A 23049-nucleotide genomic window follows, 5' to 3' on the forward strand; every position below is an offset into this window, starting at 1 on the left:
TTTTATTTACTACCAGATCCAGATTTCCATCTTTTAGCAGAAAACCTTTTCAGACTGGTAGAGAATAGTCTCATCATCTGAAAAACCTTTGCAATTACCGATTATTCCAATATTTTTTTTCCTATTTTCTCTGCTCTTAAAGGTTAATTAGCTTTAAGCCCGGAAAAAGATGGTGAGATTCATTGCCTGACTGATCTTAATCATCATTTTCTAAACAAGAATTTAAGATGTTATGCTGAAATTAAAAAACGTTTCCTTCGCTTATCAAGATAAGCCAATCCTGAAGAACATCAGTTTCAGTTTGAAGAGAGGAGAGAATCTTTCTGTTATTGGCGAAAGCGGTTGCGGAAAAAGCACTCTTTTGAAACTCATTTACGGCCTGCTGCACACCGATGGTAAAATTTTTTGGAACGACCAGGAATTACAGGGCCCTCAATTCAATATTGTTCCGGGAGAACCTTTTATAAAATATTTAGCCCAGGATTTTGACCTGATGCCTCCGCTAAGTGTTGCTGAAAATATAGGTAAACATCTCAGCAATATGTATCCGCGAAAGAAAACAAACCGGGTCAAAGAACTTATGGAGGTAGTAGAAATGACCGACCTAGCCGATGAGAAAGCAAAACATTTAAGCGGCGGCCAGCAACAACGCGTCGCCCTTGCCAGGGCCCTGGCAAATGAACCGGAATTGTTATTGCTGGATGAACCATTTAGCCATATCGATCATTTTAGAAAAAATAACCTGAGACGTCAAGTATTTTCTTATTTGGCAGAAAAAAATATCACCTGCATAGTGGCTACCCACGACAGCACAGATGCGCTTTCTTTTGCAAATAAAACCATAGTGCTGAAGAATGCGAAAATTCACGCTGAAGGTACCCCGGAACAACTTTACCAGAATCCGCCTAATAAATATGTGGCTTCCCTTTTTGGAGAAATAAACGAGATTATGCTAAAGAATCTTGTTGTATCAGAAACCAGCAGAAAAAAAATTCTGGTATATCCTCACGAGATAAGTTTATCTACAAAATCTGAAATAAAAATAGAAATAATGGAAAACTTTTTCCGGGGGCAGCATTATTTGATAAAAGCCAAGCTCAATGGACAGGAAATCTTCATCGAAAATCCATTAGCCTTAAAAGAAGGTGAAATGCTAGGAATAAAGATCTCCCCCAGGTTAATTGAAGCCCGAAAATAGCTATTCTACGCTAAGGATTCTATGGGTTTGCCCGTTAAGCGTAAAATCTTCACCGGCTTTTTTATCTTTCATTGCCAGAGCCACGGGAGAATTGGTTCCCACGGCATAGAATCTTTCAGAATCAAGCTTTAATTCCCCCGCCGGGATAGCGATGAAATAATTGGCAGCACTGGTCTTTACAAGGGTTCCGAAGCCAGCTTTTTCATGTAAAACAGGTGGAATAGCATTCAGCGTTTTTTTGAGCTTCAGGTATTGTTCCAGCTGGCCCGACAATTTTTCAAATTCAAGGTGCAGCATTGCCCGGCCGGTTTCATATTTATCGCCCATAGAACATTTAGTCTCCAGTTTAAGCGCAGCCTGCAGATCATCTATGGCCGTATGGATTCGTTTTAAGCGTTCCTCTACATACGAACCGGCTTCCACTATCAACTTCTTTTTCAACTCGCTCATTCTTCTCTTTTTTCAAAATTGAATTTACCATAATTCTTCATTTGTCTAACTATCCAGTCCTTGCGGCTTTCAATATAGCTGCTGGAAGGATTGGCTTTATATCGCCGGGGATTAGGTAAAATAGCCGCTATGGCTGCAGCCTCATAAGGCGTCAATTGTGAGGCAGGTTTGTTAAACCAATGTTGCGCTGCAGCCTCTGCACCATAAATACCAGGCCCCATTTCAATACTGTTGAGATAAACTTCCAGAATGCGTTCCTTACTCCAAAATGTCTCGATTAAAAAAGTAAAATATACCTCCAGGCCTTTTCTTATCCAGTTTCTTCCCGACCAGAGAAATACATTTTTTGCGGTTTGCTGGGAAATGGTGCTGGCACCCCGCATGCGTTTTCCTTCCTGATTTTCTTCAATAGCCTTCTCAATAGCTTCAAAATCGAAACCATTGTGATTGATGAAATTCTGGTCTTCACTGGCGACTACCGCAAGCTGAAGGTGCAAGGAAATATCCTTCCTGGGCACCCAGTTATGCTGTATTTTTTCATCGGGATTTTCCAGGTACCGAATTCCCATAAGCGGAGTACATGGTACAGACAGCCAGTTAAGAAGTACCACGATAAGCACCGAAAACAGGATGAGCCCCGCAAAGAGTTTCCAAATAAATCTGAAGATTTTTTGTATCATTTTATAAGCGATGAAAGTTCTTTTCCTACCAGACTGCCAATCGCAACACCCATTCCCCCAAGACGAACACCGCAATAAATATTTTCTGAAAGTTGTTTCACTATCGGTTTTTTCTGATTTCCAACTCCCATTATTCCGCTCCAACTGTGGTCAATTTCAAATCGGGTTTCAGGCAAAATGGTGGTTTTTAGCAATTCTTCAAGGCGATCCTGAATTAGTTTGGTTTGGGCGATCTCGGTGGTTTCTTCAGCTTTAAAATCGAGATTTCTTCCTCCACCCAGTAATATTCTGTCATCAATATTTCTGAAGTAGTAAAAACCTTTATCGAGATGAAAAGTACCTTTAATCTCCAGGTCTTTAATGGGTTTGGTGATTAGCACCTGTGCACGTGCCGGTTTCACTTCCTCAATCCCGAGTTTTGATGCAAAACCATTTGTAGCTACAAGAAGTTTTTTTGCCGATAACTCAAGCCTGTCGGTCTTTATTTTTACTGAATTACCTGCTTCTGAAAATTCTTCAACATTTATATTATTCAGGATTTTAATACCAGCTGATTGTACCTTATATAAAAGGGCTTCCATCATTTTACCGGTATTCAGCTGTCCCTCAAACTGGTTATAAATAAGTTTCTTCTGAATATTCCTGAAGCCAAAGACATCCTTTTCTTTGCTAAAAACCTTTTCACCAAAAACCGGTTTCAGCATTAAATTAATACGGGGCATTTCTGAAACGCAGTCTTCATACAGAGCTTCGTCTTCTTTAGTAAAAAGCTCGTAGCCTCCATATTCCTTATAGCCTATTTTAGGGTCTCCAAGATTTTGCCTTAGGAGTTTAAGTCCTTTTACGCGTTTTTTAACCAATTCCACCACTTCTTCTTCAGAATGGGTTTTTAGGTCGTCCAGAATCTCAGAGATACTCCCAAAACAGGCAAAACCCGCGTTTTTCGTGCTCGCCCCATTGGGTAGAAGTCCTCGTTCCAAGACAAGGATCCTGGCTTTTGGAAAGCGTTTTTTGAGATCCAAAGCACAATTAAGACCGGTTATTCCGCTTCCAATTATGCAAAAGTCAATATCTGAAAACCAGGTTTTGGTTTCCCAGTAAGAAAAATTCATCAGCCGATTAATTTTCTCTGAAAATACAGAAAGTTTTGGATAAAAGACACAAAAAAACCCTACAGATCAAAACTGCAGGGTTCTTTAAAATTTTCAGAAAAGTATTACTACTCCTCCGCTACCATAGGTTTCATTTTGAAATCTTCCATGAACTTGGTGGTGTAATTTCCTTCAATATAATCGGGATGATCCATTAGTTGCCTGTGAAAAGGAATAGTGGTTTTTATTCCCTCAATCACAAATTCATCAAGTGCTCTCTTCATCTTGCTTATCGCTTCTTCCCTGGTTTGGGCAGTAGTAATGAGCTTAGCGATCATAGAATCGTAATTCGGCGGAATCACATATCCGCTATATACGTGCGTATCAATTCGCACTCCGTGACCACCCGGCGCGTGAAGATTGGTGATCTTCCCCGGTGAAGGCCTGAAGCCGTTATAAGGATCTTCAGCATTGATACGGCATTCTATAGAGTGCAACTGCGGGAAATAATTTTTCCCTGAGATCGGCACTCCCGAAGCCACCAGGATCTGTTCCCTGATAAGATCGTAATCTATCACCTGTTCGGTAATAGGGTGTTCCACCTGGATACGGGTGTTCATTTCCATAAAATAGAAATTACGGTGTTTATCCACCAAAAATTCTATGGTTCCCGCTCCTTCGTATTTTATATATTCAGCAGCTTTTACTGCAGCTTCTCCCATTTTCTTCCGAAGGCTATCGGTCATAAAAGGGGAAGGGGTTTCTTCGGTTAATTTCTGGTGACGGCGCTGTACCGAGCAATCTCTTTCAGAAAGGTGACAGGCTTTTCCGCTGCTGTCTCCCACGATCTGGATCTCGATATGGCGTGGCTCTTCAATAAGTTTTTCCATATACATCCCATCGTTTCCAAAGGCCGCTCCTGCTTCCTGACGTGCAGAATCCCAGGCGTTTTGCAGTTCTTCTTCTTTCCAGACAGCCCGCATTCCTTTTCCACCACCACCGGCAGTAGCCTTCAGCATAACAGGAAATCCAATTTCTTTTGCCGTTTTTAAACAGTCTTCATAGTCGTCCAAAATACCTTCAGATCCGGGAACGCAAGGAACACCGGCAGCTTTCATAGTAGCTTTAGCCGTAGCCTTATCTCCCATTTTGGCGATCATTTCGGCTGAGGCTCCGATGAACTTTATGTCGTGCTCTTCACAAATTTTGGAGAACTTAGCATTTTCAGATAAAAACCCGTAACCCGGATGAATCGCGTCTGCATTGGTGATTTCTGCAGCGGCAATAATATTAGAGATTTTCAGATAAGATAGGTTACTTGGTGGAGGGCCAATACATACGGCCTCGTCGGCAAATCTTACGTGAAGGCTTTCGGCATCTGCGGTAGAATAAACCGCCACGGTGCTAATTCCCATTTCTTTACAGGTACGAATAATGCGCAGTGCAATTTCGCCCCTGTTGGCAATTAATATTTTTTTAAACATACCTATTGTTTTTTTGACCCAGGGATAACTCCCTTAAGCTAAATGGGCAGTAATTTATGATGGATCTACTAAAAATAACGGCTGATCGAACTCTACCGGAGAAGCATCGTCTACAAGCACCTTCACTATTTTCCCTGAAACTTCACTCTCAATTTCATTGAATAGTTTCATGGCTTCAATAACGCAAAGTACGTCACCTTCCTTAATCGAGTCTCCAACTTCTACGAAGGTTGGTTTATCGGGCGAAGGTTTGCGGTAGAAAGTTCCAATAATTGGAGACTTAATAGTCACATAGTTTGAGTTGTCCTCATCTGAAGTCTTTTTGTCTTCGGCTGCAGGGGCAGGAGCATTCTCTTGTGCAGGCTGCGGTGTCTGTTGTTGTTGAACCGGCATTTGTTGCGGCATTTGACCGCCCATTGGCATTTGCTGAACAATGGTTGTCTCCTTTTCGTCTGAACCTGTTTTGATGGTGATTTTCACATCGCCCGTTTCCAGCTTTACTTCGCTAGCGCCAGACTTGGCTACAAACTTGATTAAATTCTGAATTTCTTTTAAATCCATAATGATAGGGTGTTGGTTTTTTTAAGAATTATAAGCCCATTTCAGGTAAGTGGCTCCCCAGGTGAAACCTCCTCCAAATGAAGCGAAAATAATATTATCTCCTTTTTTAAAATTTTTCTCGTAGTCGCTAAGCAACAATGGCAAAGTAGCCGAAGTTGTATTTCCATAGCGTTCTATATTCATAAGAACCTTTTCATCTTCCAGGTTCATACGGCTGGCAGTTGCTCCAACAATACGTTTATTAGCCTGATGGGCCACCAACCAATCAATATCATCATTGGTGAGATGATTGCGCTTCATGATTTCTTCACTTACCCCTGCCATATTGGAAACCGCAAATTTAAAAACGGTTTTTCCATCCTGTCTCACAAAATGGAGTTTTCTGGCAACGGTTTGCTCATTCGGGGGCATTATAGATCCGCCGGCTTCAACATTCAGGGATAAGCGACCAATAGAATCACTTCTAAGAATCTCATCCTGAAGTCCGAAACCTTCGTCATTCGGTTCCATCAATACCGCTCCTGCTCCATCACCAAAGATAATACAGGTAGTCCTGTCAGTATAATCGATTATAGAAGACATTTTATCGCCTCCTATTACCAGTACTTTTTTGTATCTGCCGGATTCGATATAAGCTGATGCGGTAGACATTGCGTATAAAAATCCTGAACAGGCTGCCTGCAGATCGTATCCAAATGCGTTAACTGCCCCAATTTGAGTTGCGACGTGCACCGCAGATGCAGCCACCGGCATATCGGGAGTTGCTGTAGCGAGTATCACCACATCTATTTCAGCAGGATCCAGACTGGATTTTTCAATTAGATTTTTAGCAGCCTCTATGGCAAGGTAAGAAGTCCCTTTATCGGGATCTTTGAGGATGCGGCGCTCTTTGATACCTGTTCTGGAGAATATCCACTCATCATTGGTATCAACCATTTCCTCCAACATTTTGTTGGTCAAAATATCTTCGGGCACATAGGCGCCCACAGCGGTAATAGCAGCTGTGATTTTATTCATAAACATCGAAATTAAACACCTTTCCTCCCTATTTTAGGGCAAAAGCCGCTAAAGAAATGTACTAAAAATCACTTTAACGGGGGGTGCAAAATAAGGCCTTTTTAGGACTTATTCAACTTAAAATAAAAAACTCCCACAAGGTGAGAGTTTCTATAATTAAGGAAGCTCTAAATAATTAAGCTTCAACTTCTTCAGTGTTGTCAATCAAAATCTGACCGCGGTAGTAAAGTTTACCTTCGTGCCAGTGTGCTCTGTGGTACAAATGTGCTTCGCCTGTAGTAGGATCGGTAGCTATTTTAGGTACCGAAGCTTTATAATGTGTCCTTCTTTTATCTCTTCTGGTTTTAGAGATTTTTCTCTTTGGATGTGCCATGGCTTGCTATTATTTATCGTTTAATAAGTTTTTTAATTTATCCCATCGAGGATCTGTTTGTTCCTCTTCTTTATTCTTTTCTTTTAAGCTGAACTCGTCCAGTTTATCAAGTACTTCAGATTTCAACGTACCGTCTTCAACGCCCGGATGAACTTTCTTTAAAGGCACAGAGAGCACGACAAGCTCATAAATATACTGCTGTATATTCACCTCATATTCTCCGTGAGGCAAAATAAGCAGGTCTTCATTATCATCGTTATACTCGTCGCCGAATTTAATCACCAAAAACAACTCCCCGTCTATAGGTTGGTCATATGGCTCGTTGGTGAGGTCGCAATTTACATTCACAGTTCCACTCACGGCAAATGTTAGCTCTAACATTGTTGTTTTCTTCTCAAACAACAGGTCCAGTTTAAGCCTGGCATCATTAAATTCTTCGTACCCAAAATGTTCAAAGAACGCATTATCTATCTCGTACTCAAACCGGTGTTTCCCCAGCTTTAATCCCACATAAGGGATTGTATACTTCGCTAGTTTCCTCATTTCATCATCAGTTTCGAGCGCCTATTCCCTCAGGATAAGGCGGGTGCAAAGATATAAAAATTAATAAATTAACGATGATTTATAAACAAATTTTTGTTTATATCTTTTTGCGTTGTTTTTTAAGCGGATTCCTGGTGAGCTCGGCATATTCCTTACGACAATTATAGATCTCAATTCCTTTAAAAACAGCCTCTTTAAATGAATTGATATCAGCTTCACCTTTACCAGCAATTTCAAAAGCGGTACCATGATCGGGTGAGGTTCGCACCTTGCTTAAACCGGCGGTATAATTAACCCCATTTCCGAAGGAAAGTGTTTTAAAAGGTATAAGCCCCTGGTCGTGATAAGAGGCAATAACCGCGTCAAAATTCTTGTAGTTTTTAGATCCGAAGAAACTATCGGCCGAATAAGGGCCGTAAACAAGCTCTCCTTTTTCCCGCAATTTTTCCAGTGTAGGCTTCATTATTTCTTCATCTTCTTTGCCAATTACTCCCTGGTCTCCGCTGTGGGGATTTATTCCCAGCACCGCAACCTTTGGTTTTGATATTCTGAAATCCTGTATCAGGCTGTTCTGTATTAATCTTATTTTTTTCTCAATAAGTTCAGGAGTGATCACATTGGCAATATCCCTTAGGGCCACATGATCTGTAAAAAGTCCTACCCGAAGCTCATCACTTATCATAAACATAAGGCTTTCGCCTTTAAGCTCCTGCGCCAAATAATCGGTATGGCCAGGGAAATTAAATTTTTCGCTTTGGATAGAATGCTTATTGATGGGCGCCGTAACCAATACATCTATATCATTTGCCTTTAGCGCGGCCGTAGCGGCTTCCAGCGACTTGAAGGCATACTCTCCCACCTTAGGATCTTCCTGGCCAAAATTTATATTCACATTTTCCTTCCAGACATTAAACACGTTAATCTTTCCGTCTATGGCCTTAGAAGGTTCATCTATCCCCTGGAAATTAAGGGAGAGCCTGAGGTGTTTTTTTATAAAATTCAGGGTTTTGGTATTAGCAAAAATCACCGGAGTGCAAAAATCAAGCATCCGGGAGTCATCAAAGGTTTTAAGGACTATCTCACCACCAATTCCATTAAGGTCTCCTATGCTAATTCCTAATTTTACCTTTTCAGCGTGTTTCATATACTTCCCGGCTTTTTATTTCTATTTTTACATCACAAATGTAACTAATATTCTACAACATGTTTACCGGAATCATTGAAGAAACAGGTGAGATCACCGCGCTAACGCGAGAGAATGGCAACCTGCATATAAAAGTGAAGGCTCAAATTACTTCAGAATTAAAAGTAGATCAAAGTGTGGCCCATAATGGGGTTTGTCTTACCGTAGTAAATATAGAAGGCAAAGAATACACGGTAACCGCAATCCAGGAAACCCTGGAAAAATCCAGTTTGGGCGATCTTAAAGTTGGTGATTTCGTCAACCTGGAAAGAGGCATGAAACTCGGTGCCCGCCTGGACGGTCATATCGTGCAGGGTCATGTAGACCAGACGGCTGTATGTAAAAATGTGCTTGAAAAAGCAGGTAGCTGGGAATTCACTTTTGAGTATGACCCCAAACAACAGAATATCACCATTGAAAAAGGTTCTATCACGATTAACGGGGTGAGTTTAACGGTGGTGAATTCCAAAATGCATGAATTCAGCGTAGCCATTATCCCTTATACCTATGAGCATACCACCTTTAAATATTTAAAAAAAGGTGACAAAGTGAACCTGGAATTCGATGTTATTGGGAAATACGTGAAACGCCTTAACGAACTTCGCCAGGCTTAGCTACTTTTTTGGTAGTATAGATAAGACCAATAAGCATTCCCCCTACTAGCAAGTAGGGAATATAATCGTCAATGGGAAGACAAAGCCCCGGTGGGGGTGGGTTAGGAAAACCTCCACTACCATCACCTTTAGGTGCACAGGGTGGACCCTGCCCCTTCCCCTGGCTCATTTGCGGTTCCGGGGGGCCGGTTTGTGTGAACACCTCAAGGGAAAAGAACAGCAGGAAGGCTGAAATTATTATTCCGTATTTATAATTTACCCTCATAGACGTGCGTAATGTAATACATTCCTTGAAATCACAAAAAAATTAAAGGGGTAATGCTTTTATATAACCGGGGACTTGGGGATCCCAATAACAAAATTAAAGTAAAAAATAGTAGAATAAACCAGCTCACCTTTATATACAAACGTTAAAGTTTCTCTTTCGGCTACGCCCAAACTCAACAAGAGTAAACTTACAGCATAAGTGGCTGATAATCAAAAAAAGTCGGTGAAATTTTTATATAAGTCGGTGAAAGGTGTCCGAGTTGGTCTCGTAAGGGATTTGGACTCTGACAAGCTGGTGTTAAATCCTCATCAGTTAATTTCGTCTTAATCCAACTTTACCCAAGAGCAACCTCCAGTCCCAATTTTAGGAATTCACAATTTTAATATTTTCAGCAACTATTCTAGTGGGTTTCTCAGTTATAAACATTTCATACTTCTCTGTACTAAGATTAGCATAATAGATTTTAATTATATCATCTCGCTTTTTGTTAGCTTTATCCACTACCTCTAGAATCCTCTTCTCATATTCAATTGCTGCACGAAAACCTAAGATAATTCCTTTTAAGCTACTTCTTCTAATTTTTTTTCTTTTCCAGCATTTAAGGTAATCCTATACTCTTTCTCATAAGCCCAATTTAAAGATTTAGTAAAAACCACTCTATTTAATTCCCGTTTAAAATTAGTTTCAGTAGATAGGTGATCTTTATAAATAGAAGGAAAGTGATTTGAATAAGTAACATCATTAAAAGAAGAACATAACCCATACATCACTAATTCTAATTCATCAAAGATATAGCACACCCCGTGATGCTTATCAGCGTAATGACTCCACATAAGTGGTTCATTTGGAGTTCTGCTAAAACAACTTATCTCGATATTTTGAAGATATTCTCTCTTTTTTTTATAGGTTTCTCCAGATACTGAACTAAGGAATTTATGTGCAATTTCAAAAGGATCATTGAATCTACTAGGTTTACTAAATCCGATGCTATTATGAATAAGTGTATCTTCTAAATGATCGAGGTGCCATATTTAAAAATCAGATTATTATCGAAGGTTATACCATTTTCCATAGTGAGGTTGTCAATTTCATCATTAAATATAATCTTTTCCTTTTTTGTTTTAGAATGTTTGTCCCCAAAGAAAAATTAATCATCCCCGTGATTGGTTACTTGAAATAAAAAAAAGCCCCACAACCGTACTGTTTATTCCCGGGATTAATAGCGAACTTGTTTACGGAGGAACCAAGTTCAGTCAATACAAAAGAGCTTTGGACATCCGTAAGTGGTTATCCAAAGCTTTTTAAAAAAATTGCTAATTAAGTAGTTGTTTTTCTCCCTGATTTAAAAATGTTCTTCCAGGTGGTGGTGTTCATCAATAAGTGGACCTCCCGTGAGAATTTGCGGGGAAGCCTCTGCTGCAAATTTTTCAAAATTCAGGTGGAATGAGTGGGCCAGCTGTATTGCCTTTTGAATATAAGCTCCCTTGTTTTCCCAGGTGTTTATAGGGTCCAGTGTCTCTGCAGGAACCCCGGGGCAGGAAACAGGCATATGAAGACCAAAAATGGGGTGAACTTTAAAATCCACATTTTCCAGTTTTCCTTCAAGAATAGCTGAGATCATGGCGCGGGTATATTTAAGTTTGATCCTGGAACCTACCCCAAAAGGACCACCGCTCCAGCCGGTATTTATAAGCCAAACCTTTACATTTGCTTCAGTCATTTTTTTACTCAGCATTTCCCCGTAAACCGTTGGGTGCAAAGACATAAAAGGTTCACCAAAACATGCAGAGAAAGAGGGAACGGGCTCATGAATGCCGGCTTCTGTTCCTGCTACCTTTGCGGTATAACCTGATATAAAATGATAGGCAGCCTGCCCGGGAGTAAGCCTGGAAACCGGGGGGAGCACCCCAAAAGCATCACAGGTAAGGAAAAAGATATTGGTAGGATTTTCTGCGAAGGACGGCTGCTGGATATTTTCAATATGATCTATGGGATAACTTACCCGTGTATTCTGGGTAATACTGCTGTCCTCAAAATCTATCTTCCTGCTGTTCTTCTTAAAAATCACATTTTCCAGCATTGCCCCGGGTTTAATAGCCCTGTAAATATCCGGTTCTTTATCTTCAGTAAGATCTATAACCTTAGCATAGCACCCACCTTCAAAATTAAAAATGATGTTTTTCGCAGTCCACCCATGTTCATCATCGCCAATAAGCCTGCGGTCAGGATCTGCGGAAAGAGTGGTTTTTCCTGTACCGGAAAGTCCGAAGAAAATTGCAGTATCCCCATCTTTTCCAACGTTCGCAGAACAGTGCATGGGCAATACGTCTTTCTCGACCGGCAGAATGAGGTTAAGTGCAGAGAAAATGCCTTTTTTCATTTCCCCTGTATAAGCCGATCCTCCTATCAGGGCAATTTTTCTACTGAAGTTAAGAATGCTGAAGTTTCCCTGCCGTAAGCCGTACCTCTCAGGTTCCTGCTCTACGTAACCGGGGGCGCAAATTACCAGCCAGTCTTCAGTGAAATCTTTAAGCTCCACATCATTGAGGCGAAGAAACATGTTTTTTACAAAGAAGGCAGACCAGGGATACTCTGCAATAGTACGTACATTAAGCCGGTATTCAGGGTAAGCCCCAACATAGCCATCGTGCACGTAGACCTCTTTCCCGCTAAGATAAGCAGTGACCCTGTCATAAAGAAGATCAAAATTATCTGGAGAAATGGATTTATTGATCTTGCCCCACCAGACTTTGTCGCTTGTGTAATCATCTTTTACAAGGAAGCGATCTTGCGGAGATCGTCCTGTGAAGTTTCCGGTATTAACGGCTAATGTGCCGTTTTCTGTTTCTACACCCCAGTTATTTTTTACGGTGATCTTCTGTAACTCTTCTCCGGAAAGGTTTCGGTGGGCTACAGCGTCTTTTAATCCGTATTTTTTTAAAATAGTGGCATCGGAATTTTTGACTTGTGTTTCCATAATTTAAGATTTAAACATATTAATAAGGCCATATTAGTGGCACGAGGATAATCGTTGTAATGAAAAGCAATAAAAGAAGGGGGGCTCCAACTTTAAAATAATCGGCAAATTTGTAATTCCCGGCTGTCATTACCATTGCATTGGTTGGGGTTGCAACAGGGGTTAAACAGGCAGTAGAGGCGCTTACGGCAACCACCATCAAAAAAGGTTCTACAGATAATCCCAGCTTACCGGAAGCATATAAGGTAATAGGAGCCATAAGAATGGCCGTTGCCGAATTACTGATGGCCTGACTAAAAAGAGAGGTCACCAGGAATATCCCCGCAAGAAGGGCAGTAGGGTGAATGGCTCCCAGGGAATTTACTAACCCATTGGCTGCTATTTGCGCCAGGCCGGTTTTTTGTAAAGCCAGTCCCATCGGGATCATTGCAGCTATCATTATCACACTGGTCCAGCTTATGCCGCTGTAAGCCTTGGCTATGGGAACACAGCCGGTAAGCATTACGATTCCTGCACATATTAAAGCCGCTACAGATCCCGGCATCACATCAAAGACCAGAAGGAGTATAAGCATCAGCAGGGCTCCCATTGCAATAAAAGACCTGTAGCTAAGCATATCCACATCTTTACTCATGGCCTCGGGGCTACCAACAATTACCAGGTTTTCATGAATGGATTTCAGGTTATCTATTTTCTTCCAAGGACCTCGTACTACAAAACTATCCCCGGCATGGATCTTTATTTTACTTTCCGTTAAAGGTTTGTTCCCGCGGGAGGCTCCCAGTAATTGTATGCCGGTTTGCTCCAGGTAAGTACCCATTGCGACGGTTTGCCCTACAAGCCGTGAACTGGGAGTGACCACCATTTGGGCCATTCCCACTTCCAGATTTATCAACTCTTCTTTAAGCTCTTTATCATTTGGAATGATAACAAGGTTGAAATCCAGGATTAGCTTATCTACCGCCTCTGTGCTTCCCTTTACGATAATAATATCATGATACAGCAATTTAGTTCCTTGCAACGGGATCTCCACAAATTTGGATTGCCTTTTAAAAGGTTTTGAATGTCTGCGCCTAAGCCTTACAATAGAGACACCATATTTTTCTTCAAGATTCCATTCCGCTATCCTGGTATTAAGAAGCGGAGACATGGATCTAATCCTCAATCGGTATAAATTATGCCCAATACTGTAATCCTCAATCCACTTATGCATTTCAGAATCAATGTTTATGGGCCGGTCTTTACTCTCTCTTGCAGGTAAAAGCTTTTGCCCTATATACCTGAAATACAACAAGGTAATAATAAGTAAAGGTATCCCTATGAGACTGAATTCAAAGAAGGAAAATCCGTCCATTCCGTTCTGGATGAGCGTATCACTCACAATGATATTTGGGGGAGTACCTGTTAAGGTGAGAAGGCCACCTGTATTGGAGCCGTAGGCCATTGGGATAAGTAATTTGGAAGGCAGGGTTCCAGCAGTCCAGGCCGCAGAGACCGTCATAGGCATAAGGGCGGCTACGGCTCCGGTGTTGCTCACTACTCCTGAAAGCAACCCGGAGCCAAGTGTAATAAGTATAAGCAGTTTGTTGTTGCTTTTTTTTGCAAGCTTAACAAACTTCCTGCCGGCCAGGGCAGTCCAACCTGTTCTGGAAAGTCCTTCTCCAATGATGAACAAGGCCGCAATCATTATAACCGTAGGATTACTAAATCCACTAAGTGTCTCAGAAAGGTCAAGGATTCCGAAAAGGAACAGGGCCAACATAGACATTAGAGCTACCACATCTGGAGGATATTTATCCCAGACAAAGAGCACTATGGTGATTGCGAGGATAGCTAGAAGCAGGTACATCTTTTTGCAGGATTAATCCAACACCAGGACAGGAATTTCACTCTTTAAAGTCACCTCCCTTGTTAATTTTCCTTTCGATGGGGAACCGGTTGTGGCATGGGTTTTAGGCATAATGGCCAATAGATCCACATCATGCTTTTTGATATAATCATCAATACCTTTCAGGATATCTTCATTTTCTGCAAAGCTATGGTGGGAGTAAAACATTTCAAGATAATACTGCAGGGTGTTCTCATTCTTTTCATCGGCTTCAGAATATCCTGCGCTTTCCGGGTTACGGCTTACTGTGAGCACATCTACCTCTGCCTTGGATCTACTGGAAACATCCAGTAACAGATTTAATGTGGAAGTGTCATGCATCACATCTTCTCCCAATGCAAGCAATATCTTGTCCAATTTAAAGTATTTATTGCTCACAGGCACTACCAACACAGGCAGATCTGCTTCCAATACGAACCTGGAGGTTCTGGTCACCGGAGATTCTACTCCCTCTTCAGCACCACTGGTACCCATTATAACAAGATCAATATCCAGAGATTTATGGATATCAATTATAGCATCCGTGAAATTTCCGGTTCGGAAGTGATAACTTATAGGAGGTTCACCAGCGCCCTGATATTTTCTCAGTAGTTCCTCAAAATTACTTTTCAACTCTTTTTCTTTATCCTTTTCCATTTTTGAATCGGAAATGTATAACAAGTTGAGTGTGGCTTTCTCGCATCTGGCTGCAAATCTCATGGCATACTCCAGAGCATTCATTGAAACATCAGAAAAGTCGAAGGGGATTAATAAATTTTTCATGATTGTGGTTTTAAGCGGTTATAAAAAGTACTCTACTTTCCTTAAGAGCCTTATACAAAAAATATTGGTTTCAGAAAGTAACTAAAGATACCTTACCTCCCCCCCTGAAAATATGACGACGGTCATATTTCAAATAGTTAGAATGGAATGCAAACACGCTGTAAACCCTTGCTATTAGCGAAAACGTTGTAGTTAGACGAAGCTCAAAAAAACCTGTTGAAGGGGAAATCTCAGACCATAATTTTAACATTAAAATGTGAAATTATGAGATGGGGTTTCAGGGATGAATTTTTTCCATTCTAAAAGAAAAAAATGATGCCGGAACTGATTATCATCAATTTTTAACTTTTCTCTAGTACATACCTTTACCTAAGAATATTTCTCCTGTCCCTAACCTGAATTTCATGTTATGAAAACCTGTTCCAAGTACAGTACTTCAATAATTACTATAATTTTTGCCATGCTTCTAAGTAATTATGCATTTGCGCAAAATGATAGCCTGATTGATGATTACTCTTCCTACAAAAGAAAGTTCAAATTAAATGCGCTTGTTGTAGGTAGGTATACAGCTTCCCTGAACAGTGATACAAATTATCTGGGGCAGCACTATACAGAAGAGGATGAAGGTCTCGTGAACAACTCCTTTGAAATGAAATACGTACGTTTATCAACAACTTTCTTGATTAATGACAGGATTTCGACTTCCATTCTGGTAAATTTAGCAGAATTTAAAAACGAGCAAGTACGTGGGAAAGTATTGGAAAATGCTTTTGTAAGCTACCGGCATAATTCCTATTTTAATGTGATGCTGGGCCAGTTCAGGCCATTTTTTGGGCTGGAAGATATGCATCCTTTTCAGCTTGAAAGTTCTTATGCCTGGTCCCGGCAGTATTCCCTTTTTAGTAGAAACGGCTGGCAAAGTTTCCAGATAGGAGCTGCTGCTTTTGGTTCCCTTGAATCAAAAATTTTATCCTATTATCTTACGGTTTATAATGGTAATAATAAAAACATAAATGGTGATAATGACAGTTCTAAAAATTTCACATTACGCCTTGAATATATGCCAGTTCCAGTTCTAAAAATTGGATTGAATGCTGGCAAAGGCAATTATAAAGGACAAGAAGCCAATGCTTATGGAATAGACGGGCAGTTTCAACAACCACTGGGAAACAGGTTTGATCTTGATGTCAATGCGGAATATAAAAAAGGGACAAATTTTGAGGCATTTCGTAGCTCTGAAGAACCTCTCCCAAATCTTGACAATTACAGGATAAAAGGCTTTTATTTTCTTTACAGATTGAGGTATCAGCTTCATGCCCCGCGTTTAAGAGCCTTGGAATTAAGTTTCAGGCAGGAATACCTGGACAGGAATATTTCTGTTGAAAATGATGAGCTTATGACTTATGTACCAATGCTGAGCCTGGTATTTGCCGGAAACTACGATGCTAAATTATCCCTTGTAGGAGTAATCAATGATTATAAACGAAATCTACCTGATACCCCACAATACGATTCCAGTAAAATGTTAATACAATTTCAGGCGACTTATTAGCCAGTTCAATAGAGCCTTAACAAAGAATGATGCAAAGTTTGGAACTATTCTTAACGCATTTCAGAGCTTTATACAGACTTTTATACTACTACAGAGTTCACAGATCAATTCAAGCGTTTAAATGCGATTTTAAAAGAGTTTGAGGTTAAAGATCACAGGGAGCAACCATTTCTTAAAAATTAAAATGATTAATTTAAATTGAAAGCCGTTGTTACATTACAAAATATAAGCAGATTTATATTAGATCGATTGATCTTTTCTGTTTCTAGAAAATCTCCACAAGCAAAAGACGGTATAATTATTGATTATTTATGTTTTTAACTAAAACCTTATCTAATTATGAAAAATATTTTTTACTTTTTTTCAATTTTATTACTTGTTAGCTGTGCCAGCACAGATACTTCTGTGAATAATGATTATCGTACTGTGCAAGAACGCGTGGTAGCTGTAAAAACAGAAGGAAATTCAACTATTATTTCTTCCGGAAGGCTGGACGCCTGGTATAAAATAAACACTTTCTTAAACGAAGGAATGATTTACGAAATGACTATGGAAATTCCGAGAGTGGTGACGGATCCTATAATTATTCCTGCCAAGGTACTAAGTTTTACTCCTGATGATTATTTGCAGCGTGACCTCTTTGGAAGGTATATCACCAAATACCATGAATTGAAAACTGCACAAAAGGACCCGGAAAAGTAGATTTCAGAATAAAGACGGCGGAAAATTAAATTCCTTAAAAATCTCGAATCTATCTATTATTCCGTCTCTCTTTCCGCCCCCTGAAATAAAAAAAACCTACAAACGTTTTGTTTATAGGGCTTCACAAGCGTTAAAAGTGGTCCCATCCCGATTACCTCGGGACAAGCCCTGGGCTCGACGCAGTAAGGGATTATTTTATAAGGAAAAATAGATTTAAACTCAAAAAAGGGCATAAAAAAACCCCGCAAAATGCGAGGTTTTTCGTGGTCCCACCTGGGCTCGAACCAGGGACCCCTTGATTATGAGAAGTGCAAAATCAAACACCAAAAATTTTCATTTAGTTTCATTTATTTGATTATCAATATTTTAGATAATTTAATTTTTAATTTAGTTTCTTTAAATTACCTTTAACTGCCAATTTGTTGTACCTATGTTGTACCCATATTCGGCCAAAACCCTTATTATGGCTTCAATCAAAACTATACTTCGGAAAAAACAATTGTTGAATGGGAAATTTCCTATTTCATTAAGGGTTACCAAAGACCGAAAAACCAAATTTTTTAGGACCCCATTTGAAGTCCATATAAATGAATGGGATTCTAAGGTAGGAAGATTTAATAAGAAACACACTCAGCAACTCAAATCAAACAGATTATTAGGAAAAATTGAGGATCGAGCATTGGAGGTAATTAGTGATTTGGAAATGGCTCAGGATTTCTATACCCTAAATGACTTTGAGAGGAAATTTAGAGTGCAGTCTAATCCCGAAGCTTCAAATATATTTTCATTTTGGGAGGAGCTTATTGACGAAATGAAAGAAGCAGGTAGAATGGGTAATGCAGATGTTTATCATCACACTAAAAATTCAGTGCAGAAATTCGCAAAACAGAAGTCTTTACATTTTAACGAAGTATCCCCTACCTTTTTAGATAAGTATGAAGTATACCTTCGGAATAAAGGTGGAAGCGGTGGTGGTATTGGAGTTAAAATGCGAGCTATAAGGGCTATTTTCAATGTGGCTATTAAAAGAGGTGTCATTGATGAAAAACTTTACCCTTTTAAGCACTATAAAATTTCCAAGCTCAAAGGTAAAGCGATTAAAAAAGCACTTAACATTGAAGAGGTTCATAGCCTACAAAATTTAGATTTGAGTGATAAGCCCCATTTAATTAACAGTAGAAATTATTTTATTTTTAGCTTCTATACCAGGGGAATGAATTTTGCCGATATGATGAAACTCAGGTGGGAAAATGTTTCTGGCGACAGAATTCACTATACCCGATCAAAAACCAAAGGAAATTTTATCATCAAGATAATGCCACCGGTGAAGGATATTTTGGACTTTTACGCTAAGAATAATAAACCATACATTTTTCCTATAATCCTTAGAGAAAACCTCACCCCCACTCAATTAAATGACAGAAAAAGGAAAACACTAAAAAAATTCAATAAAGACCTAAAAGAGCTGGCGGGTCTTGCAGGAATTAATAAACCGGTTACCAGCTATGTCGCCAGGCATAGTTTTGCGAATTGTCTAAAGCAAAAAGGGACCGGCACCGATATTATAAGTGAATCTTTAGGCCATCAGGATGTAAAAACCACCAAGGCATATCTCAAAGAACTTGACACGGCCATATTGGATGAAGCCAGTGAGTTATTGTTACCGTGAGAGGAAAATTTACCATATAAACAGGAGTATTCCCAAGTGTTATACTTTATATTCAATTTCAAAGAAAAGATTGATGTTAACAGATAAAGAAATAAGAGCTATAGTTGAAGCCGGTGAAGGTTATAACGCTGAGTTCAAAGAAAAACTTCCAGGAAAAGTCAGGGAGATCTCCCAAGAGATTTGTGCTTTTGCTAATGCCGCAGGAGGCACATTACTGTTAGGCGTAAACGATAATAATGAGATTAAAGGCATTTCTTTAAATAACATTAAGCGCTCCGCTATCCAGGATTCACTTCAGCTCATCAATCCGCAATTACATTGTCCATTTTATAATGTGCATATAGATGGAAAAGAAATTTGGGTTATCGAAGTGAGCTCCGGTCCACAAAAGCCCTACACATTAAGCGGAGCTATTTATATACGGCAGGGGCCCAATACTCAAAAAATAACCTCTGTGGAACAAATGAGGGATTTTTTCCAGCAAGCCGATCGCATTTATTTCGATGAAAGCCCCTGCCCAAAGTTTGAAGTTTCCACGGATTTAGAACCGGAGTACTTTAATGAATTCAGATCTATGGCTCGATTATCACCCGACATAAACCGTGAACAAATTCTAAGCAATCTTAAACTTCAGCTCGAAGATGATAGTTTCAAAAACGGAGCGGTATTGTTTTTCGCAAAACGACCTGAAACCTTCTTTGAAAAAGCAGTGATAAGGGCGATTGCTTTTAATACAAAATCAAAGGCTGAGATTATAGACGATAAGGTCTTTACTGGCCCCCTCATGTGGCAATACCGGGATGCAATGTCCTGGTTACGCTCTAAGCTGAATATAAGGTATGAAATCGAAGGTTCAGGTCCCAGGAAAGAACATTGGGAGATCCCTGAAATTGTTTTTAAGGAGTCTATTATCAATGCTCTGGCGCACCGTGATTATTATGATAAAGGAGCCAGAATTACCATAGAACTTCATCCTGACCGCGTAGAAATTTCAAATCCGGGAGGTTTGGTAAGTGCTATTTCACCCAAAGATTTCGGCAAAAAAAGTCATAGCAGAAACCCACTGGTTTTCGGACTTTTCGAACGAATTCATATGGTTGAACAAATAGGTTCAGGCATTAGTAGGATAAAAGAAAGTCTGAAAGAAGCTGGACTCCCTAAACCTGATTTCAACATTGATGGCATTTTTACAATAACTATGAAACGTACTCCAGTATCTGAAAAAACTAGGGGAAAAACTAGGGGAAAAACTAGGGGAAAAACAAGAGATCAAATATTGGCTTTAATAGCAGATAACAATGAGATTACTATTCCTGAAATGGCCGAAGCAATTAACATCACCGAAAAAGGGGTGGAATATCATCTATCGATTTTAAAGAAAAATAACCATATTGAACGGATTGGACCTTCACAGGGTGGGCGTTGGAAGATAAAACACCAAAATTAAATTTGACAATCAAATAAAGAGAAGGTTAAAATAAAAAACCCATTTGGAGCAGGCTAACATTGCAGGAATTAATAAACCGGTAACCAGCTATGTCGCCAGGCATAGTTTTGCAAATTGCCTAAAGCAAAAAGGTACCGGAACCGATATTATAAGTGAATCTTTAGGCCATCAGGATGTAAAAACCACCAAGGCATATCTCAAAGAACTTGACACCGCCATATTGGATGAGGCGAGTGAGTTATTGTTACAATAAAGTGTAAGATTATCATTTTACTTCGACATCCCATTTAATAGTAAGCAATCTATTCCGTATATTATTTAAAGTCAAAAACAGTTCTTTTTCATCGGGAAATTTCCCATAGACTAAATTTTGAAATTCATCCTTGTAAGCTTTTTTTAGCTCTATCAATAGCTTATTTGAATCACTAAATATGAGAGCTTTTGAAGGATGGTATGCTAACCATGCATTATCATTCTTATAACTTCTTACATCATCTCTGGCAACTTTTATAAGCATATCCTCAAACTCCTTCGAATTAAAAAAGTCTACAAACTCCTTTTTCAATAAGAGATTATACAAATCATATAGATGCCTTATTTTTTTCTTTAAATCTTCAACGGGATTACGCTATATGAAAAACGCACAAGGCTCATTATTTTTTCGCAAATTGTTCTTGTAGGTTCCAGTACTAAAACTTCAAAAGGCAATAATTCATATTCATTTGCAATATCGACTTGATCATTATCAATCATTATTTCCCCGATAAATGAAGAGATTTTCTTTTTTGTATATGGCTCAAAATATCCCAACCAGGTGGCTTCAACTATAATGGCGTCTCTAACTTGACCGTAATCACCTTTAAATTCCTTAGAATATGAATGGGCGGTTTTACGATTCATGCCCCTTTTTTGAGTAAGCCCTTCAATATTAATTTTCGGTAAAACTTCCTTAATCACTTTACTAATTTCTCTAATTTTTGAAGTTAGTTGGTTATTGGACTCTCCTTCATTTCGTAGTACTACTAAGTCAATATCTTCAGATAGTTTCAATGATCTTATAGCATTTTGACAAGGCTGTACCTCCTTTGAATACAGTATCTTTCCCTACCTTGTGATTATAGATTGTAAAGAGTGCATAGGTTACCCAATAGTCTTTTTCAACATATATAGGCAGTATTTGCATCTGGTCAGAAGTAAATTGTATGGCTTGCTTAAACAGCTTTTTATCCTGATGAAGTTTCATATAATGTTCCAAAGATTTGTATTTGACAATGCTCTAGAAGCCCCGGGAATTTTATACTTTGTAATTGGATTTAGGGAAATTTTTAAAGTTTTTGTAATTGACTCTTCGTTTATTTCCTGTAGCACTGCACCGAGAAGTGCTCTAGTGGAAGGAGGATATTTTAAAGATAGTCGAACTAGTTCCTTCTTATCATTATCTGGTAATTTTTCTATTATTTTCAATAGCCGCTCTAAAGATCCTTTTATAGAACTATCAGGTATTTTTTTAATGTACTTTATACTATCTAAAATTTGAAGTAAAGGAATATTTTGCCTGGTGATTATGTTCTTCTGCTTTATAAAAGAAATGGTGTAACGTTCTCTTTTTAGCTTTGGCCGGATTTGATTTCTCCCAATCTGAATTGTATTACTTACCTGACTGGTCAAACCTAATTTATTATAAATACTATAACCCGTAAGATAGCCTATAACCTTTCCATCATCTTCCAATAGATCTTTGACAACTTGTTCCTGATCCGGTTGCAATTCTCCAAATGGCGTTTTTTCCGGCTTGTAATATTTTCCTTTTGATAATTTAGAGATTTTACCTGCTTCCACCATTCGGTTTAAGGCTTTAATTACAGCTTCTTTTTTTTCCACCTCTATACAAAAATCCTCATAGGTGAAAATATAACCTTTAGGGAATCTATTGATCGTATTAGCTATGTATTCTGTAGTTTTCAAGTATTCTAATTTTTTTCAAAGATAATATTTTGTCCAGTTTATTAAACAAAAAACTGGACAATTTTCAAATAAGTATTCCGCCCCCCAACGCCAAATGGTAGCAGGTTACTATTTTTTGTTTTTATTATTCTAGCTTTTAATTTCGAAATTTCCGATGATACAATTATACTATTAATAGAATTGGTAAGACTTTTAAAATCATAGAAGTGTCTAGTGAATATGTTGATCAAATATTACAAAACCGACATTCCTTGCTATAAGTATTCTTAAAAACATAAATTAACGAGCTTACTTTTAGATAATATCGCCCCCAAATCTACCATAACTTACCTGCGCTGGATCCTATGCTGTTTTTATAGTGTACGGGAAGTTAAGCGTAAAGTAAAAACAGCATAGGGCGCAACCTACTTATGTTTTTACATTTCCAGTAAATTTTTGCCTGTTTTCAGGGCTTCACAGCGCATTTACTGGAAATCTCACAGTATTTCACCACTCAATTTAAAAAAAATATACAATTCTCTTTGAAACTTTGCCGCAAATTTCTTTAGTTTTACTGGGGGTTTCAGGCCATTTGCCGCAAATTTCAGGGATTTTGCGACAAAGTCATTTGTCATTACAAATCCTG

The 23049-nt window shown here is 39.0% G+C and carries 25 protein-coding genes; 7 read left to right on the forward strand and 18 right to left on the reverse strand.

All coding sequences use genetic code 11. From position 1 onward, the window contains the following. Nucleotides 1–232 precede the first annotated feature (232 nt). Nucleotides 233–1198, forward strand: coding sequence for an ABC transporter ATP-binding protein (locus tag BM266_RS10645; RefSeq protein WP_093409357.1), 966 nt, complete (start codon nucleotides 233–235; stop codon nucleotides 1196–1198). Here the strand turns inward: BM266_RS10645 and BM266_RS10650 are convergent, their stop codons facing one another. The 9 genes from BM266_RS10650 to pdxA all read right to left on the reverse strand — a co-directional run bounded on the left by BM266_RS10650 (nucleotide 1199) and on the right by pdxA (nucleotide 8541). Then, on the reverse strand, nucleotides 1199–1648 hold the full coding sequence (locus BM266_RS10650; protein WP_245760424.1) for a transcription elongation factor: 450 nt from the start codon (nucleotides 1646–1648) through the stop codon (nucleotides 1199–1201). It abuts the gene before it with no gap. Further along, nucleotides 1645–2328, reverse strand: a complete 684-nt coding sequence (gene mtgA, locus BM266_RS10655) for a monofunctional biosynthetic peptidoglycan transglycosylase (RefSeq protein WP_093409360.1) — start codon at nucleotides 2326–2328, stop codon at nucleotides 1645–1647. Before mtgA ends, BM266_RS10650 begins: the two co-directional genes overlap by 4 nt. Further along, on the reverse strand, nucleotides 2325–3440 hold the full coding sequence (locus BM266_RS10660; RefSeq protein WP_093409362.1) for an NAD(P)/FAD-dependent oxidoreductase: 1116 nt from the start codon (nucleotides 3438–3440) through the stop codon (nucleotides 2325–2327). Before BM266_RS10660 ends, mtgA begins: the two co-directional genes overlap by 4 nt. A 107-nt stretch (nucleotides 3441–3547) precedes the next feature. Then, nucleotides 3548–4903: an acetyl-CoA carboxylase biotin carboxylase subunit gene (gene accC, locus BM266_RS10665; protein ID WP_093409365.1), complete on the reverse strand. Its 1356-nt coding sequence runs from the start codon at nucleotides 4901–4903 to the stop codon at nucleotides 3548–3550. Nucleotides 4904–4957: 54 nt separating this feature from the next. Beyond that, the gene (accB, locus tag BM266_RS10670) at nucleotides 4958–5464 is read right to left on the reverse strand and encodes an acetyl-CoA carboxylase biotin carboxyl carrier protein (protein WP_093409367.1); all 507 of its coding nucleotides are present in this window, start codon (nucleotides 5462–5464) and stop codon (nucleotides 4958–4960) included. 21 nt (nucleotides 5465–5485) lie between these two features. Then, nucleotides 5486–6481: a beta-ketoacyl-ACP synthase III gene (locus tag BM266_RS10675; protein WP_093409424.1), complete on the reverse strand. Its 996-nt coding sequence runs from the start codon at nucleotides 6479–6481 to the stop codon at nucleotides 5486–5488. A 175-nt stretch (nucleotides 6482–6656) separates the two neighbouring features. After that, nucleotides 6657–6854: a 50S ribosomal protein L32 gene (gene rpmF / locus BM266_RS10680; RefSeq protein WP_093409370.1), complete on the reverse strand. Its 198-nt coding sequence runs from the start codon at nucleotides 6852–6854 to the stop codon at nucleotides 6657–6659. Nucleotides 6855–6863: 9 nt separating this feature from the next. After that, entirely contained in the window at nucleotides 6864–7397 is a 534-nt protein-coding gene (locus tag BM266_RS10685; protein WP_093409372.1) for a YceD family protein, read from the reverse strand. 97 nt (nucleotides 7398–7494) lie between these two features. Beyond that, complete coding sequence (gene pdxA / locus BM266_RS10690) at nucleotides 7495–8541, reverse strand: 4-hydroxythreonine-4-phosphate dehydrogenase PdxA (protein ID WP_093409375.1); 1047 nt, start codon at nucleotides 8539–8541, stop codon at nucleotides 7495–7497. A gap of 59 nt (nucleotides 8542–8600) precedes the next feature. Between pdxA and BM266_RS10695 the strand changes: the two genes are divergently transcribed. Then, entirely contained in the window at nucleotides 8601–9194 is a 594-nt protein-coding gene (locus tag BM266_RS10695) for a riboflavin synthase (RefSeq protein WP_093409377.1), read from the forward strand. Here BM266_RS10695 and BM266_RS10700 read toward each other — a convergent pair. The 5 genes from BM266_RS10700 to BM266_RS10720 form a co-directional block, all read right to left on the reverse strand. Further along, nucleotides 9172–9459: a hypothetical protein gene (locus tag BM266_RS10700; protein WP_093409380.1), complete on the reverse strand. Its 288-nt coding sequence runs from the start codon at nucleotides 9457–9459 to the stop codon at nucleotides 9172–9174. The two genes, BM266_RS10695 and BM266_RS10700, sit on opposite strands and share 23 nt — an antisense overlap. Nucleotides 9460–10022: 563 nt before the next feature. Further along, entirely contained in the window at nucleotides 10023–10295 is a 273-nt protein-coding gene (locus tag BM266_RS10705) for a DUF2971 domain-containing protein (RefSeq protein ID WP_093409381.1), read from the reverse strand. 509 nt (nucleotides 10296–10804) lie between these two features. Next, nucleotides 10805–12439 carry a phosphoenolpyruvate carboxykinase (ATP) gene (gene pckA, locus BM266_RS10710; protein ID WP_093409384.1) on the reverse strand — a complete coding sequence of 545 codons (1635 nt, stop codon included), beginning with the start codon at nucleotides 12437–12439 and terminating at the stop codon, nucleotides 10805–10807. A 19-nt stretch (nucleotides 12440–12458) separates the two neighbouring features. Next, the gene (locus BM266_RS10715) at nucleotides 12459–14288 is read right to left on the reverse strand and encodes an SLC13 family permease (RefSeq protein ID WP_093409386.1); all 1830 of its coding nucleotides are present in this window, start codon (nucleotides 14286–14288) and stop codon (nucleotides 12459–12461) included. 12 nt (nucleotides 14289–14300) lie between these two features. Beyond that, nucleotides 14301–15089: a universal stress protein gene (locus tag BM266_RS10720; protein WP_093409389.1), complete on the reverse strand. Its 789-nt coding sequence runs from the start codon at nucleotides 15087–15089 to the stop codon at nucleotides 14301–14303. 409 nt (nucleotides 15090–15498) lie between these two features. On the opposite strand from BM266_RS10720, the gene BM266_RS10725 reads away from it, so the two are divergent. The 5 genes from BM266_RS10725 (at nucleotide 15499) to BM266_RS10745 (ending at nucleotide 20712) form a co-directional block, all read left to right on the forward strand. Beyond that, complete coding sequence (locus BM266_RS10725) at nucleotides 15499–16641, forward strand: porin (RefSeq protein WP_093409391.1); 1143 nt, start codon at nucleotides 15499–15501, stop codon at nucleotides 16639–16641. Nucleotides 16642–16980: 339 nt separating this feature from the next. Continuing rightward, nucleotides 16981–17343 carry a hypothetical protein gene (locus BM266_RS10730; RefSeq protein WP_093409394.1) on the forward strand — a complete coding sequence of 121 codons (363 nt, stop codon included), beginning with the start codon at nucleotides 16981–16983 and terminating at the stop codon, nucleotides 17341–17343. Nucleotides 17344–17806: 463 nt separating this feature from the next. Further along, a complete protein-coding gene (locus tag BM266_RS10735; protein ID WP_175494791.1) occupies nucleotides 17807–19012 on the forward strand; it encodes a site-specific integrase in 1206 nt (401 codons plus the stop codon). A gap of 73 nt (nucleotides 19013–19085) precedes the next feature. Continuing rightward, nucleotides 19086–20459, forward strand: a complete 1374-nt coding sequence (locus BM266_RS10740; protein WP_093409399.1) for an AlbA family DNA-binding domain-containing protein — start codon at nucleotides 19086–19088, stop codon at nucleotides 20457–20459. 43 nt (nucleotides 20460–20502) lie between these two features. Next, nucleotides 20503–20712, forward strand: coding sequence for a tyrosine-type recombinase/integrase (locus BM266_RS10745; RefSeq protein ID WP_093409401.1), 210 nt, complete (start codon nucleotides 20503–20505; stop codon nucleotides 20710–20712). Between the two features lie 12 nt (nucleotides 20713–20724). On the opposite strand, the gene BM266_RS17250 is transcribed toward BM266_RS10745, so the two are convergent. From BM266_RS17250 to BM266_RS10755, 4 genes are read right to left on the reverse strand one after another with little or no spacing between them, the layout of a single operon-like run. After that, nucleotides 20725–21024: a hypothetical protein gene (locus tag BM266_RS17250; RefSeq protein ID WP_217648152.1), complete on the reverse strand. Its 300-nt coding sequence runs from the start codon at nucleotides 21022–21024 to the stop codon at nucleotides 20725–20727. Nucleotides 21025–21065: 41 nt separating this feature from the next. Continuing rightward, a complete protein-coding gene (locus BM266_RS17255) occupies nucleotides 21066–21509 on the reverse strand; it encodes a nucleotidyl transferase AbiEii/AbiGii toxin family protein (RefSeq protein ID WP_217648153.1) in 444 nt (147 codons plus the stop codon). Continuing rightward, a complete protein-coding gene (locus BM266_RS17260) occupies nucleotides 21496–21702 on the reverse strand; it encodes a nucleotidyl transferase AbiEii/AbiGii toxin family protein (protein WP_217648154.1) in 207 nt (68 codons plus the stop codon). The genes BM266_RS17255 and BM266_RS17260 overlap by 14 nt, the downstream gene beginning before the upstream one ends. Beyond that, nucleotides 21699–22424 (reverse strand): type IV toxin-antitoxin system AbiEi family antitoxin domain-containing protein, encoded by a 726-nt coding sequence (locus tag BM266_RS10755; RefSeq protein WP_093409404.1) that lies wholly within the window; start codon nucleotides 22422–22424, stop codon nucleotides 21699–21701. The genes BM266_RS17260 and BM266_RS10755 overlap by 4 nt, the downstream gene beginning before the upstream one ends. Between the last annotated feature and the right edge of the window lie 625 nt (nucleotides 22425–23049).

The organism is Salegentibacter flavus (assembly GCF_900115145.1).
GTDB lineage: Bacteria > Bacteroidota > Bacteroidia > Flavobacteriales > Flavobacteriaceae > Salegentibacter > Salegentibacter flavus.

Coding starts and splice junctions, on each gene's coding strand:
- mtgA (WP_093409360.1), bottom strand. CDS start 2,328: ATGATACAAAAAATCTTCAGATTTATTTGGAAACTCTTTGCGGGGCTC.
- accB (WP_093409367.1), bottom strand. CDS start 5,464: ATGGATTTAAAAGAAATTCAGAATTTAATCAAGTTTGTAGCCAAGTCT.
- BM266_RS10700 (WP_093409380.1), bottom strand. CDS start 9,459: ATGAGGGTAAATTATAAATACGGAATAATAATTTCAGCCTTCCTGCTG.
- BM266_RS10740 (WP_093409399.1), top strand. CDS start 19,086: ATGTTAACAGATAAAGAAATAAGAGCTATAGTTGAAGCCGGTGAAGGT.
- BM266_RS10645 (WP_093409357.1), top strand. CDS start 233: ATGCTGAAATTAAAAAACGTTTCCTTCGCTTATCAAGATAAGCCAATC.
- BM266_RS10705 (WP_093409381.1), bottom strand. CDS start 10,295: ATGTGGAGTCATTACGCTGATAAGCATCACGGGGTGTGCTATATCTTT.
- BM266_RS10660 (WP_093409362.1), bottom strand. CDS start 3,440: ATGAATTTTTCTTACTGGGAAACCAAAACCTGGTTTTCAGATATTGAC.
- BM266_RS10695 (WP_093409377.1), top strand. CDS start 8,601: ATGTTTACCGGAATCATTGAAGAAACAGGTGAGATCACCGCGCTAACG.
- BM266_RS10675 (WP_093409424.1), bottom strand. CDS start 6,481: ATGAATAAAATCACAGCTGCTATTACCGCTGTGGGCGCCTATGTGCCC.
- BM266_RS10685 (WP_093409372.1), bottom strand. CDS start 7,397: ATGAGGAAACTAGCGAAGTATACAATCCCTTATGTGGGATTAAAGCTG.
- BM266_RS10725 (WP_093409391.1), top strand. CDS start 15,499: ATGAAAACCTGTTCCAAGTACAGTACTTCAATAATTACTATAATTTTT.
- pdxA (WP_093409375.1), bottom strand. CDS start 8,541: ATGAAACACGCTGAAAAGGTAAAATTAGGAATTAGCATAGGAGACCTT.
- BM266_RS10730 (WP_093409394.1), top strand. CDS start 16,981: ATGAAAAATATTTTTTACTTTTTTTCAATTTTATTACTTGTTAGCTGT.
- rpmF (WP_093409370.1), bottom strand. CDS start 6,854: ATGGCACATCCAAAGAGAAAAATCTCTAAAACCAGAAGAGATAAAAGA.
- accC (WP_093409365.1), bottom strand. CDS start 4,903: ATGTTTAAAAAAATATTAATTGCCAACAGGGGCGAAATTGCACTGCGC.
- pckA (WP_093409384.1), bottom strand. CDS start 12,439: ATGGAAACACAAGTCAAAAATTCCGATGCCACTATTTTAAAAAAATAC.
- BM266_RS10715 (WP_093409386.1), bottom strand. CDS start 14,288: ATGTACCTGCTTCTAGCTATCCTCGCAATCACCATAGTGCTCTTTGTC.
- BM266_RS10650 (WP_245760424.1), bottom strand. CDS start 1,648: ATGAGCGAGTTGAAAAAGAAGTTGATAGTGGAAGCCGGTTCGTATGTA.
- BM266_RS17260 (WP_217648154.1), bottom strand. CDS start 21,702: ATGAAACTTCATCAGGATAAAAAGCTGTTTAAGCAAGCCATACAATTT.
- BM266_RS10735 (WP_175494791.1), top strand. CDS start 17,807: ATGGCTTCAATCAAAACTATACTTCGGAAAAAACAATTGTTGAATGGG.
- BM266_RS10720 (WP_093409389.1), bottom strand. CDS start 15,089: ATGAAAAATTTATTAATCCCCTTCGACTTTTCTGATGTTTCAATGAAT.